Origin of the sequence: Streptomyces sp. NBC_01267 (genome assembly GCF_036241575.1) — a bacterium.
GTDB lineage: Bacteria > Actinomycetota > Actinomycetes > Streptomycetales > Streptomycetaceae > Streptomyces.
The window spans coordinates 2,160,563-2,174,109 of the sequence record NZ_CP108455.1 but is presented as its reverse complement, the minus strand read 5'-3'; the positions used below and the strand labels follow the sequence as shown (position 1 = coordinate 2,174,109).

At 69.0% G+C, this 13,547-nt stretch carries 11 protein-coding genes; 9 read left to right on the top strand and 2 right to left on the bottom strand.

The window, feature by feature from the left end:
- Window positions 1–26: 26 nt before the first annotated feature.
- Entirely contained in the window at window positions 27–2,774 is a 2,748-nt protein-coding gene (gene aceE / locus OG709_RS10025) for a pyruvate dehydrogenase (acetyl-transferring), homodimeric type (protein ID WP_250304136.1), read from the bottom strand.
- A 464-nt stretch (window positions 2,775–3,238) separates the two neighbouring features.
- Between aceE and OG709_RS10020 the strand changes: the two genes are divergently transcribed.
- The 6 genes from OG709_RS10020 (at window position 3,239) to OG709_RS09995 (ending at window position 7,773) form a co-directional block, all read left to right on the top strand.
- Window positions 3,239–3,679, top strand: coding sequence for a DUF3052 domain-containing protein (locus OG709_RS10020; RefSeq protein WP_250304138.1), 441 nt, complete (start codon window positions 3,239–3,241; stop codon window positions 3,677–3,679).
- A 136-nt stretch (window positions 3,680–3,815) separates the two neighbouring features.
- Entirely contained in the window at window positions 3,816–4,274 is a 459-nt protein-coding gene (locus tag OG709_RS10015; protein WP_250304141.1) for a peroxiredoxin, read from the top strand.
- 125 nt (window positions 4,275–4,399) lie between these two features.
- Window positions 4,400–4,975 carry a TerD family protein gene (locus tag OG709_RS10010; RefSeq protein WP_250304143.1) on the top strand — a complete coding sequence of 192 codons (576 nt, stop codon included), beginning with the start codon at window positions 4,400–4,402 and terminating at the stop codon, window positions 4,973–4,975.
- Window positions 4,976–5,061: 86 nt separating this feature from the next.
- Window positions 5,062–5,637, top strand: coding sequence for a TerD family protein (locus tag OG709_RS10005; RefSeq protein ID WP_250304145.1), 576 nt, complete (start codon window positions 5,062–5,064; stop codon window positions 5,635–5,637).
- 138 nt (window positions 5,638–5,775) lie between these two features.
- Window positions 5,776–6,918: a DUF475 domain-containing protein gene (locus OG709_RS10000; RefSeq protein WP_329165689.1), complete on the top strand. Its 1,143-nt coding sequence runs from the start codon at window positions 5,776–5,778 to the stop codon at window positions 6,916–6,918.
- A gap of 117 nt (window positions 6,919–7,035) precedes the next feature.
- Window positions 7,036–7,773, top strand: coding sequence for a TerD family protein (locus OG709_RS09995; RefSeq protein ID WP_250304149.1), 738 nt, complete (start codon window positions 7,036–7,038; stop codon window positions 7,771–7,773).
- Between the two features lie 46 nt (window positions 7,774–7,819).
- Here OG709_RS09995 and OG709_RS09990 read toward each other — a convergent pair whose 3' ends face one another.
- A complete protein-coding gene (locus OG709_RS09990) occupies window positions 7,820–8,614 on the bottom strand; it encodes a TerD family protein (protein ID WP_406115469.1) in 795 nt (264 codons plus the stop codon).
- 187 nt (window positions 8,615–8,801) lie between these two features.
- Between OG709_RS09990 and OG709_RS09985 the strand changes: the two genes are divergently transcribed.
- The 3 genes from OG709_RS09985 to OG709_RS09975 are packed head-to-tail and all read left to right on the top strand — an operon-like array spanning window position 8,802 to window position 13,533.
- Window positions 8,802–9,965, top strand: a complete 1,164-nt coding sequence (locus OG709_RS09985) for an HpcH/HpaI aldolase/citrate lyase family protein (RefSeq protein WP_250304153.1) — start codon at window positions 8,802–8,804, stop codon at window positions 9,963–9,965.
- Between the two features lie 8 nt (window positions 9,966–9,973).
- Window positions 9,974–12,709 (top strand): phosphoribosyltransferase, encoded by a 2,736-nt coding sequence (locus OG709_RS09980; RefSeq protein WP_329165685.1) that lies wholly within the window; start codon window positions 9,974–9,976, stop codon window positions 12,707–12,709.
- The gene (locus OG709_RS09975) at window positions 12,706–13,533 is read left to right on the top strand and encodes an HAD family hydrolase (protein WP_250304157.1); all 828 of its coding nucleotides are present in this window, start codon (window positions 12,706–12,708) and stop codon (window positions 13,531–13,533) included. Before OG709_RS09980 ends, OG709_RS09975 begins: the two co-directional genes overlap by 4 nt.
- The last annotated feature ends 14 nt before the right edge of the window (window positions 13,534–13,547 follow it).

Genomic DNA, 13,547 nt, shown 5'->3' with positions numbered 1-13,547 from the left:
CGCCCCCTCGCGTACGGTCCGGCCCGTTACGCGTCGCCGCCCGCCGCACCCGGGTCCGCGGACGTCACGTCCAGGAGCTGGTAGCGGTCGATGGCCTGCTTCAGCGCCGAGCGGTCGATCCGGCCCTGCTTGGCCAGTTCGGTGAGGACCGCGACGACGATCGACTGTGCGTCGATGTGGAAGAAGCGCCGTGCCGCGCCCCGCGTGTCGGCGAAGCCGAATCCGTCGGCGCCCAGCGACTGGTACGCACCGGGAACCCAGCGCGCGATCTGGTCCGGCACCGAGCGCATCCAGTCCGACACGGCCACGAACGGGCCCTCCGCGCTGGAGAGTTTCCGTGTGACGTACGGGACGAGCTGCTCCTCCTCGGGGTGGAGCAGATTGTGCCGCTCCACGTCCACGGCCTCGCGGCGCAGCTCGTTCCAGGAGGTCGCGGACCAGACGTCGGCCTTCACGTTCCACTCGTCCGCGAGGATCCGCTGGGCCTCGACCGCCCACGGGACCGCCACCCCGGACGCCATGATCTGCGCCGGGATCTGGCCCTTCTCACCCTGCTTGAAGCGGTGGATGCCCTTGAGGATGCCCTCGACATCGACATCGGCGGGCTCCGCCGGGTGCTGGATCGGCTCGTTGTAGACGGTGAGGTAGTAGAAGACGTCCTCGCCGGGCCTGCCGTCCGCCGTCTCGCCGTACATCCGGCGCAGACCGTCCTGGACGATGTGCGCGATCTCGAAGCCGTACGCCGGGTCGTAGGCCACACAGGCCGGGTTGGTCGAAGCCAGCAACTGCGAGTGTCCGTCGGCGTGCTGGAGACCTTCGCCGGTCAGGGTCGTACGCCCGGCGGTCGCACCCAGCACGAAACCGCGCGCGAGCTGGTCGGCCATCTGCCAGAACTGGTCGCCGGTGCGCTGGAATCCGAACATCGAGTAGAAGACGTACACCGGGATCAGCGGCTCGCCGTGGGTGGCGTACGCCGATCCCGCAGCGATCAGGGACGCGGTGCAGCCCGCCTCGGAGATGCCGTCGTGCAGCATCTGGCCGGTCGGCGACTCCTTGTACGCGAGCAGCAGTTCGCGGTCCACGGACTCGTACTGCTGGCCGAGCGGGTTGTAGATCTTCGCGCTCGGGAAGAACGCGTCCATCCCGAACGTGCGGTACTCGTCGGGGGCGATCAGCACGAAACGCTTGCCGATCTCCTTGTCCCGCATGAGGTCCTTCAGGACCCGGACGAACGCCATGGTGGTGGCGATCGACTGCTGCCCCGAACCCTTCTTCGCGGTCGCGTACGTCTTGTCGGCGGGCAGCGGCAGCGGCTTGGCGCGCACCACCCGGGTCGGCACGTACCCGCCGCAGGACTTGCGGTGGTCGTGCATGTACTGGATCTCTTCGGAGCCCCGGCCGGGGTGGTAGTACGGCGGGTTGCCGTCCTCCAGCTCCTTGTCCGCGATGGGCAGGTGCAGCCGGTCCCGGAAGCGCTTGAGGTCGTCCGCCGTCAGCTTCTTCATCTGGTGGGTCGCGTTGCGGCCCTCGAAGTTCGGCCCCAGCGTCCAGCCCTTGATGGTCTGGGCGAGGATCACCGTCGGCTGGCCCTTGTGCTCCTTGGCCGCCGTGTACGCCGCGAAGACCTTCTTGTGGTCGTGGCCGCCGCGCCCCAGGTGCAGGATCTGCTCGTCGGTCATCCCCTCGACCATCTTGCGCAGCCGCTGGTCGTCACCGAAGAAGTGCTCACGGATGTACGCACCGCTCTCGGTGGCGTACGTCTGGAACTGGCCGTCCGGCGTGGTGTTCATCCGGTTGACGAGGACGCCGTCGCGGTCCTGGGCGAGCAGCGGGTCCCAACTCCGGTCCCAGACCAGCTTGATGACGTTCCAGCCGGCGCCGCGGAACTGCGACTCCAGCTCCTGGATGATCTTGCCGTTGCCGCGCACCGGCCCGTCGAGGCGCTGCAGGTTGCAGTTGACGACGAAGGTCAGGTTGTCCAGGCCCTCACGGGCGGCGATGGAGAGCTGCCCCAGCGACTCCGGCTCGTCCATCTCGCCGTCGCCGAGGTAGGCCCAGACATGCGACTTGGAAGTGTCCGCGATGCCGCGGGCCTCCATGTAGCGGTTCATCCGGGCCTGGTAGATCGCGCCGAGCGGACCGAGGCCCATCGAGACGGTCGGGAACTCCCAGAAGTCCGGCATCAGCCGCGGGTGCGGGTAGCTGGAGAGGCCGTTGGGGGCCTTGGACTTCTCCTGGCGGAATCCGTCGAGCTGCTGCTCGGAGAGCCGGTCGAGCAGGTAGGCACGGGCGTAGATGCCGGGGGAGGCATGTCCCTGGAAGAAGACCTGGTCGCCGCCGAGCCCGTCGTCCTTGCCGCGGAAGAAGTGGTTGAAGCCCACGTCGTACAGCGAGGCGGACGAGGCGAAGGTGGCGATGTGGCCGCCGACCCCGATGCCGGGACGCTGGGCGCGCGAGACCATCACGGCCGCGTTCCAGCGGGTGGCGTTGAGGATCTTGCGCTCGATCTCCTCGTTGCCGGGGAAGAACGGCTCGTCCTTGGTGGCGATCGTGTTGACGTAGTCCGTGCTGCGCATCTCGGGCACGGCGACACGCTTCTCGCGCGCGCGCTCGATCAGACGGAGCATCAGATAACGGGCGCGCTCACGGCCTCGCTCGTCGACGGCGGCGTCGAGGGAGTCGAGCCATTCCTGGGTCTCTTCAGGATCGAAGTCCGGGACCTGGCTCGGAAGGCCGCCAATGATGATCGGGTTGCGATCGGATCCGGAAGCCACACTGTTCCTTCGCTGTTCGGTCGTGCGAGTACGGGTGGTCGTGCGATACGGGTGTACGCCGCCACCATCGTGTACCGCGAAGACGCAAACGTCATCTGTACCGAGGGGTAACCGCCGCTCGGTGAGACATCCCGTCCGAAGGCAGTGGATGAGTCCGGCCAAATCGCAATCTTACGCCCGGACCGCTCAAGCATTCCCGAAGTCCGCCGAGTCACGATTGGCCCACTGCGTGTCCCGGATGTCCGCAGGAGATGCCCGCAAAAGCGGATGAAGGGTGTGGGATGAATCACCGCAGGGCCTCCGAACCTGCCTGAGGTCGGGATGAGGTGCCTGGAAACGTCACCGTTTAGGCTGTCTCGGCGGCCGGGTACTTGCGCGATCGGTCCCGCCCGTGTGGACTACCGCCAACGCCCCGCGCCCGCGCGTGGCTGGTGCATTTCCCAAAAACGATCAGGAGGCAAACCGTGAGCGCGACCGCGGACCACGCGGAGGAGCGGACCAATCAGGCAGCACGCCTGGGGTTCGAGCCCGGACAAGTGGTCCAGGAGATCGGCTACGACGACGACGTCGAGCAGGAACTCCGTGAGGGTATTGAGAGCGTCACCGGCCTGGATCTCGTCGACGAGGACTACGACGACGTGGCTGACGCTGTCGTGTTGTGGTTCCGCGACGAGGACGGCGACCTTACGGATGCGCTGGTGGACGCCATCGGTCTGGTCGACGACGGCGGCGCGGTTTGGCTGCTGACCCCCAAGACCGGCCGTGACGGTTACGTCGAGCCGAGCGACATCAACGAGGCATCTCAGACCGCCGGTCTGGCCCAGACCAAGAGCATCAATGCGGGTAAGGACTGGACGGGCAGCCGCCTGGTCACCCCGAAGGTGGCAAGGTCCGGCAAGCGCTGAGTCGCCCTGAACCAGGAGAGCCCCCGCCGGTGCACACCGGCGGGGGCTCTGCGCTGCCCGGGGGGCGTACGCCGCCGCCGGGGCTGCGCCTAGGCTGGGCATCATTCGAATGGCCCCACCGAAGGGATGCGTTTTCATGGCGATCGAGGTCGGCACCAAGGCTCCGGATTTCGAGCTGAAGGACAACCACGGCCGGACGGTTCGGCTCTCGGACTTCCGTGGTGAGAAGAGCGTCGTGCTGCTCTTCTACCCCTTCGCCTTCACCGGCGTGTGCACCGGGGAACTGTGCGCCCTCCGTGACGAGCTGCCGAAGTTCGTCAACGACGACGTGCAGCTGCTCGCGGTCTCCAACGACTCCATCCACACGCTGCGCGTCTTCGCGGAGCAGGAGGGCCTGGAGTACCCGCTCCTGTCGGACTTCTGGCCGCACGGCGCCGCCTCGCGCGCGTACGGCGTCTTCGACGAGGACAAGGGGTGCGCGGTGCGCGGCACCTTCATCATCGACAAGGAGGGCGTCGTCCGCTGGACCGTCGTCAACGGCCTGCCCGACGCTCGTGACCTGAACGAGTACACGAAGGCGCTCGACACCCTCTGAACCGGCCGGTCAAGAGTCTGCCGAGTCCGGGAACCCGTCACTAGGATCGATTCGTTGATCCGATGCCACGTACAAACGGGGGCAAGGGCCACTCCTCGGCCCCTCGAAACCAATTGGGAGGACTCGTGGGAGTCAGCCTCAGCAAGGGCGGCAACGTCTCGCTGACCAAGGCCGCACCCAATCTGACCGCGGTAGTCGTCGGTCTCGGATGGGATGCGCGCACCACCACCGGTGGTGACTTCGACCTCGACGCCAGCGCGCTGCTGACGAACGAGGCCGGAAAGGTCGCCAACGACTCGAACTTCGTCTTCTTCAACAACCTCAAGAGCCCCGACGGCTCGGTGGAGCACACCGGTGACAACCTCACCGGTGAGGGCGAGGGCGACGACGAGGTCATCAAGGTGAACCTCGCCGGGGTTCCCGCCGATGTCGCCAAGATCGTGTTCCCGGTCTCGATCTACGAGGCCGAGAGCCGCCAGCAGAGCTTCGGCCAGGTCCGCAACGCGTACATCCGCGTGGTCAACCAGGCCGACAACTCCGAACTGGCGCGGTACGACCTCAGCGAGGACGCCTCGACCGAGACCGCGATGGTCTTCGGCGAGCTCTACCGCAACGGCGCCGAGTGGAAGTTCCGCGCCATCGGTCAGGGGTACGCCTCGGGACTGCGCGGTATCGCGCAGGACTTCGGCGTCAACGTCTGAGCAGGTAATCGCTCCGTCCGGCGCCGCACACCCGTGCGGCGCCGGACGCGCTGACCACCGTTCACACCTCGGGGAGGACAACGATCATGGGCGTCACGCTCGCCAAGGGGGGCAATGTCTCCCTCTCGAAGGCCGCACCCAACCTCACACAAGTGCTGGTCGGACTCGGCTGGGACGCACGTTCCACCACCGGAGCCGACTTCGACCTCGACGCCAGCGCGCTGCTGTGCCAGTCGGGCCGGGTGCTCGGCGACGAATGGTTCATCTTCTACAACCAGCTGACCAGTCCCGACGGCTCGGTGGAGCACACCGGTGACAACCTCACCGGTGAGGGCGAGGGCGACGACGAGTCGATCATCGTGGACCTCGCCAAGGTGCCGGCGCACTGCGACAAGATCGTGTTCCCGGTGTCGATCCATGACGCGGACAACCGCGGCCAGACGTTCGGGCAGGTCGCGAATGCCTTCATCCGGGTGGTGAACCAGGCGGACGGGCAGGAACTGGCCCGTTACGACCTGAGCGAGGACGCCTCGACCGAGACCGCGATGATCTTCGGCGAGCTCTACCGGTACGGCGGCGAATGGAAGTTCCGGGCCGTGGGGCAGGGGTACGCGTCGGGGCTGCGAGGCATCGCTCTAGACTTCGGGGTCAATGTTTCCTAAAGCATTCTTCCGGTGCGGTTCAAGTCCCGGAGCCGTCCGGGGTTTCGTGCCTGGAGCCCGGTGCCGGGTCCTCGGGGCGAGGAAACGTACATCCGCGCACGGCGCGGGGGAGATCGAACACACGTGATGGGGTAGGTAGTGCTTCTGAAAACCTTCGGGTGGTCATTCGTGATCACCGTGGTCGGTCTGGTCGTGGCGGTGATCTACGACGGATGGACCGCCCTGGGCATCGTGGCGATCCTCTCCGTCCTCGAGATCTCGCTGTCCTTCGACAACGCCGTGATCAACGCCGGAATCCTGAAGAAGATGAATGCCTTCTGGCAGAAGATCTTCCTCACGATCGGCGTGATCATCGCCGTCTTCGGAATGCGGCTGATCTTCCCCGTCGTGATCGTCGCCATCAGCGCCAAGATCAATCCGGTCGAAGCGGTGAAACTGGCGTTCAACGAGAAGGAGCACTACCAGCAGCTGGTGACCGACGCGCATCCGTCGATCGCCGCCTTCGGTGGGATGTTCCTGATGATGATCTTCCTCGACTTCATCTTCGAGGACCGGGACATCCAGTGGCTGCGCTGGATCGAGCGCCCGCTCGCCAAGCTCGGCAAGGTCGACATGCTCTCGGTCTGCATCGCGCTCGTCGTGCTGCTGATCTCCTCCTTCACCTTCGCGGCCCACGCCCACCAGCACGGGGGCGCACACGCCGACAAGGCGCAGACGGTTCTCATCGCCGGGATCGCCGGCCTGATCACGTACCTCGTGGTGGGCGGACTCTCCGGGTTCTTCGAGAACCGCCTCGAAGAGGAGGAGGAGCGCGAGCAGGAGGCCGAGGAAGCGGCCAAGAAGTCCGGCTCGAACGTCGCAGCGGTGGTGCTGGCGGGCAAGGCCGCGTTCTTCATGTTCCTCTACCTGGAGGTCCTGGACGCGTCCTTCTCCTTCGACGGGGTCATCGGCGCCTTCGCCATCACCAACGACATCGTCCTGATGGCGCTCGGCCTCGGCATCGGCGCCATGTACGTCAGGTCGCTCACGGTCTACCTGGTCCGCCAGGGCACGCTGGACGACTACGTCTACCTGGAGCACGGCGCGCACTACGCGATCGGCGCGCTCTCGGTGATCCTGCTCATCACCATCCAGTACGAGATCAACGAGGTCATCACCGGCCTCGTCGGTGTCGTCCTGATCGCCTGGTCCTTCTGGTCGTCGGTCCGCCGCAACAAGCGGATCGAGGCCGAGGGCGGAGCGGATCCGAGCGAGAAGACGGAAGCCGTCTCCGGGGTGTGACCCGCACGGGATTGCGGAACGCTCTGTACGGGGCGGTCAGGACGCGCGAGCCTCCTGACCGCCCCGTACGTGTGGGAAGAGCCGGACAAGAGCCAACGAGACAGCTGGGGGTGGGACATGGCCTTCTGGGACAGTCTGCGACGGGAGCGGTCGCCGCACTTCGATTCGGGCAGCGCGGCGTCCAACGCCATCGAGCTGACCAAACGGCACCCGGTGGTCTCCCTCACCAAGCAGGGCGCGACCACCGGAAACCTGCGCGTCAACCTGTCGTGGCGGATGCGTACGTCGGACTTCGGCGGCAAGTCACGGCCGGGCGGCGGCCTGCTGCGCCATCCGTCCAAGCTGTTCCAGCCCGAAGTCGTCCAGGCGCACACGCAGGGCGTCGTCAACGTCGACCTCGACCTCGGGTGTCTCTACGAGCTGGAGGACGGTTCCAAGGGCGTGGTGCAGCCGCTGGGCGGCTTCCTGGGCAGCCTCAACGAATCGCCGTACGTCCAGCTGAGCGGCGACGACCGGTTCGGGTCGCCGTCCGGTGAGACGCTGTTCGTCAACCTCGACCACCGCGACGAGATCAAGCGGCTGCTGGTCTTCGTGTACATCTACGACCAGACGCCCGCCTTCGACCGTACGCACGCCGTCGTGACGCTCTACCCCAGCAACGGCCCGCGCATCGAGATCCAGCTGGAGGAGCGCCACCCGCAGGCCCGCTCCTGCGCGGTCCTCTCCGTCGAGAAGGTCAAGGGCGACATGGTGGTGCGCCGCGAGGTGAAGTTCGTCTACGGCTTCCAGGCCGAGCTGGACCGGCTGTACGGCTGGGGGCTCCAGTGGGGCCGGGGGTACAAGACCAAGATCTGATCCGGCCGTGCTCCCCCGGCGGGCTCCCCCGGCGGGGGTGAACTCCCTACCGGGTGAGGAACTGCGGCCCCATCGGCGGCAGCCTGAAGTACGGATCGGGGGCGGGCGCGGCTGCCGCAGCGGGCTGCGGGTAGCCGTAAGCGGGCTGCGCGGCGGGCCGGGCGGGTGCGGGATGCGGGTAGCCGTACCCGGCCGGCGGTGCCTGCGGCGGTGGCGGAAAGGCAGCGGTCGCTGCGGTCACCGGGGCGGCCGTGTGTTCCGGCTGCGGCCCCGGCCCCGAGGCCGGATCGGCCTCGTCCACCGAGATGCCGAACGCCGTAGCCAGCCCGACCAGGCCGGTCGGGTAGCCCTGCCCCACCGCACGGAACTTCCAGCCGTCGCCGCGGCGGTACAGCTCGCCGCAGATCATCGCCGTCTCCTCGCCCGTCTCCGGCTGGACGTCGAAGACCGCCAGGGCCGGGGTGCCCTCGCCGGCCGGTGCGGCGGCGTCGTACAGCAGGATCCGCAGATCCCGTACGGTCCGGAAGGGCGCGTCGTCGGTGGAAGCGGCCAGCACCACCTGGTCGACCGACGGGTCCAGCGCGGCCAGGTCCGCCTCGACGGTGTCGGTGAGACCCTCGGTGACGCGTTTCTTCGGCAGCCGCCGTACCAGGCCGGACGGGTGGCGCGGCTGGTTGTAGAAGACGAAGTCCTCGTCCGAGCGCACCCGGCCCCCGGGACCGAGGAGCAGGGCCGATGCATCGATGTCGGGGACGTCGGGGCCCGGAGTCCAGCGGAGCACGGCCCGTACCGCCATGGCGTTCAGCGGGACGTTCGAGCCCTTCAGCATCGCGTGCGTCATGCCCGTCATCCTGCCTTCCCCGCCGGGCCGCGGACAACGTGGGGGCACATTGCGGAGAGTTCGGTACATCCCCTCGAAACGGGCGGGTCAGGTGAATTTCATCTCCGTGGGAACTAGCGACGTACGCCCCTACGTACTATTACCGGCCACACCTCATCAGGACGACACAGCAGTACGGGGGGAACCTATGCGTCATTTCGGGCATATTCCGCCCGTTGTCCGGGACCGGCTCTTCCACCGGGAACCGGCCGACTTCACCGCGGCGTCCCCGGCGCCCACGCTCGCCGCCGCCCTCGGGGCCACGCTCTACAGCCCGGCCACCCGGCCCGCACTCGCCGACGACATACGGAAGCAGGCGGCCTGCGGGGTCGTCTCGATGGTCCTCTGCCTGGAGGACTCGATCGACGACGCGGAGGTCGCCGGGGGCGAGGCCAATCTGGTGCGGCAGTTCGCCGACCTGGACGCGGGCGGCGGAGAGACACCGCTGCTCTTCATCCGGATCCGCGAGCCGGAACAGATACCCGACCTGGTCCACCGGCTCGGCCCGACGGCCCGGCTGCTGTCCGGATTCGTACTCCCGAAATTCACCGAGGAGCGCGGCAGCGCCTTCCTGGAGGCGCTCACCGGGGCGGAGCCCGACGGCGGCCGACCGCTGTTCGCCATGCCGGTACTCGAATCGCCCGAGCTGTTGCACCTGGAGAGCAGGGCCGACAGCCTCGCCGGGATTGCCCGCACCGTCGACAAGTACCGCGACCGGATCCTCGCGCTCCGGCTGGGCGTCACCGATTTCTGCTCGGTGTACGGCCTGCGCAGGACGCCCGACATGACGGCGTACGACGTCCAGATCGTCGCCGGGGTCATCGCCGACGTGGTGAACGTGCTGGGCCGCTCGGACGGCACCGGCTTCACGATCACCGGACCCGTGTGGGAGTACTTCCGGGTCCAGGAGCGGATGTTCAAGCCGCAGCTGCGCCGCAGCCCCTTCATGGAGGGCCGGGCCGACCAGCTCCGTACCACCCTGATCGAGCACGACCTGGACGGACTGCTGCGCGAGATCGAACTCGACCGCGCGAACGGGCTGCTCGGCAAGACCTGCATCCACCCCTCGCACGTGGCGCCGGTGCACGCGCTGTCGGTGGTCAGCCATGAGGAGTTCAGTGACGCCCAGGACATCCTGCGGCCGGACCGGGACGGCGGCGGGGTGCTGCGTTCCGCGTACACGAACAAGATGAACGAGGTGAAGCCGCACCGGGCCTGGGCCGAGCGGACCCTGCTGCGGGCCGAGGCCTTCGGGGTGGCAAGGGAAGACATCGGCTTCGTCGAGCTGCTGACCGCCGGACTCTCCGGCTGATGCGGCCGATGCGACACACGAGAGAGACGTGCAACGTGGTCTGGTCGGGAACATGGGTCGAGAACCGGCTCGGCGTACGGCTCGTCGGGGACGACGACCTGCGGGGTCTGCTGGGCCTCGCGCTGCGACGCAATCCGAAGCGGGCCCATCTGCTGGTCTCGAACGTGCTGGGCAAGCACGTGCCGCAGCGCCCTTCGACGGTCTACGGCCACGGCTACCGGCTCGGTCTGCGGGTGCGGGAACTGCTGGGCGACGAGGCGGCGAGCCGGGCGGTCGTCCTCGGATACGCGGAGACCGCGACGGGCCTCGGCCACTCGGTCGCCGACGGGGTGGCCCTCGCGCCCTACCTGCACTCCACCCGGCGCGCGGTCGCCGGTGTCGCGCCGGCGGGCGGCTTCGAGGAGTCGCACTCGCACGCCACCTCGCATCTGCTGCTGCCCGAGAACCCGGACCTGCTGGCGGGCGACGGCCCGCTCGTCCTCGTCGACGACGAGTTCTCCACCGGCAACACCGTGCTCAACACCGTCCGTGACCTGCACGAACGCTATCCGCGCGAGCGGTACGTCGTGGTTGCGCTGGTCGACATGCGCTCGGCCGCCGACCGGGGACGGCTGGCCGACTTCGCGCGGGAGATCGGCGCGCGGGTCGACCTCGTGACGACGGCCCGTGGCGTCGTGGAGCTGCCGGAGGGCGTACTGGAACTCGGGCAGCGGATCGTGGAGGAGCACGAGACGCGCGAGACGTGTGAGGTGCGTGGGGGGCGTGAGGCGCGCGATACGTGTGAGACGCGTGAGGCGGACGAGATACCTGAGGCGCGGGAGACGCGCGAGGCCGGTCCTGCCGAGCCGGTACGGGTGGACCTCGGCTGGCCCACGGGTGTGCCGGACGGTGGACGGCACGGCTTCACCCCCGGCCACCGCGCCGCTCTCGACGCCGCGCTGCCCTGCATGGCGGCCCGTGTCGCGGCCGAGCTGCGGATCACGGGGATCACGGGGATCACGGGGATCACGGGGATCACGGGGATCACGGGGGACACCGGGGACACCGGGGACACCGGGGACACAGGAGCACCGAGGGGTACGGGGGACCGCCCGCGCGTTCTCGTCCTCGGCTTCGAGGAGCTGATGTACACGCCGCTCAGGCTGGGCCTCGCCCTGGAGCAGGCCGGGTACGACGTGCGTACCTCGACCACCACCCGCTCGCCCGTCCTCGCGCTGGACGACCCCGGATACGCGATCCGGACCAGGCTGGTCTTCCCCGACCACGACCGGCCCGGCGACGGCCCCGGCGAGCGCTACGCGTACAACGTGGCCGGAGGCGGCTTCGACGCCGTCGTCGCCGTGGTCGACTCCGTGGCCGACACCCCTGAACTGCACGCCCCCGGCGGGCTCCTGGCCCAGCTCGGCGCCCACACGCCCCGGGTCCTGCTGGCCGTGGTGCCCTCGTACGTCCCCGCGCCCGCTCCGGCGGAACAGCGTCCGGTACGGCAGGAACAGGGTCCGGTACGGCAGGAACAGCGTCCCGGACCGCAGGAGCAGCCTCCCGGACCGCAGCAACAACAGAAAGCAGCCCCCATGCCCGAGCCGTTGCGCGGCCCCGCCTTCTCCTCGTACGCCCCGGAAGACGTCGGCTGGCTGCTCCAGGACCTCTCCGGCGTCGCGCTGGAGGCGCCCGTCGAGGAGCGCGAGGAGGCGGTGCAGACCGGTGGCGCCCATTACGCCGAGTCGCTGCCCGTCGAGTACCAGCCGAGCGAGCAGTACCAGCAGCTGTTCCGGGCCGCGCTGGAGACCTCGGCGGCGCGGATCGCGCAGGCCGTCGGCACGGTCACCGAGACACTGCTCGCCGAGCACCCCCGGAGCGGGGAGGGGGCGGAGCCCCCGCTCGCGCGCCCGGTGCTGGTCTCGCTCGCCCGCGCCGGTACACCCGTCGGCGTACTGATGCGCCGCTGGGCACTCCACCGCCACGGCCTGGACCTGCCGCACTACGCGGTGTCCATCGTGCGCGGCCGGGGCATCGACGCCAACGCCCTGCGCTGGCTGGCCGCCCACCACGACCCGGCCGACATCGTCTTCGTGGACGGCTGGACCGGCAAGGGCGCGATCACCCGCGAACTGGCCGAAGCCCTCAAGGAGTTCCCCGGTTTCCGCCCGGAGATCGCGGTCCTCGCCGATCCGGGCGGCTGTGTCCGTACGTACGGCACCCGCGAGGACTTCCTGATCCCCTCCGCCTGCCTCAACTCCACGGTGTCCGGGCTCATTTCGCGCACCGTGCTCCGGGCCGACCTGGTCGGGCCCGAGGATTTCCACGGCGGGAAGTTCTACCGGGAACTGGCCGGATCCGATGTCTCCGCCCACTTCGTCGACACCGTCGCCGCCCGCTTCGACGAGGTGTCCGGAGCGGTGGACACCCAGGTGAAGGAGTTGCTGACGGCGGACCGTGCGCCGACCTGGGAGGGCTGGGCCGCCGTCGAGCGGATCAGTGAGGAGTACGGCATCCGCGACGTCAACCTCGTCAAGCCAGGGGTCGGCGAGACCACCCGCGTCCTGCTGCGCCGTGTCCCCTGGAAGATCCTCGCCAGAAGTGGTGCGGGCGCCGACCTCGACCACGTACGGCTGCTCGCCGAACAGCGCGGCGTCCCGGTCGAGGAGGTCGACGGCCTGCCGTACACCTGCGTCGGTCTGATCCACCCGCGCTTCACCCGTGGCGCGACCGGCGCCGACGGCACCGCGGCGGTGGCCCGATGAGCCGGTCGGCACCCGTCCTCGTCGCCAGCGACCTCGACCGCACCCTCATCTACTCGGCGCCCGCCCTGGACCTGACCGGGCCCGACGCTCAGGCGCCCCGGCTGTTGTGCGTGGAGGTGTACGAGAGCAGGCCGCTCTCGTACATGACGGAGACCGCCGCCGGGCTGCTGCGCGCGCTCGCCGCCGACACCGTCTTCGTACCGACGACCACCCGCACCAGGGAGCAGTACCACCGCATCCAACTGCCCTGCGCCACACCGGAGTTCGCGATCTGTGCGAACGGCGGCCGACTGCTCGTCGACGGGGTGTCCGACCCCGACTGGGAGTCCGCGGTGGCCGGACGCCTCGCCGAGGAGTGCGCCCCGCTGGCCGAGGTGCGCGCCCACCTCGTCTCCGCCGCCGACCCCGCCTGGCTGCTCAAGGAGCGCGTCGCCGAGGACCTCTTCGCCTATCTGGTCGTCGAGCGGAGCCTGCTGCCCGAGGGCTGGGCCGGTGAGCTCGCCGACTGGGCCGGGGCGCGCGGCTGGACGGTCTCCCTCCAGGGCCGCAAGCTCTACGTCGTTCCCGAGCCGCTCACCAAGAGCGCGGCCATGCGTGAGGTGGCCCGCCGTACCGGCGCCGAACTCACCCTGACCGCAGGCGATTCGCTCCTGGACGCGGATCTGCTGCTGGCCGGCGACCGGGGCTGGCGTCCGGCGCACGGTGAGCTGGGGGACTCCGGCTGGAGCGCACCGCATGTCACCGTGACCGCCGGGCGTGGGGTCGCCGCGGGCGAGGAGATCCTGCGGGAATTCGGCCGTGCGGCCGACGCGCACCGGGGGTGACGGGCGCCGTCGGG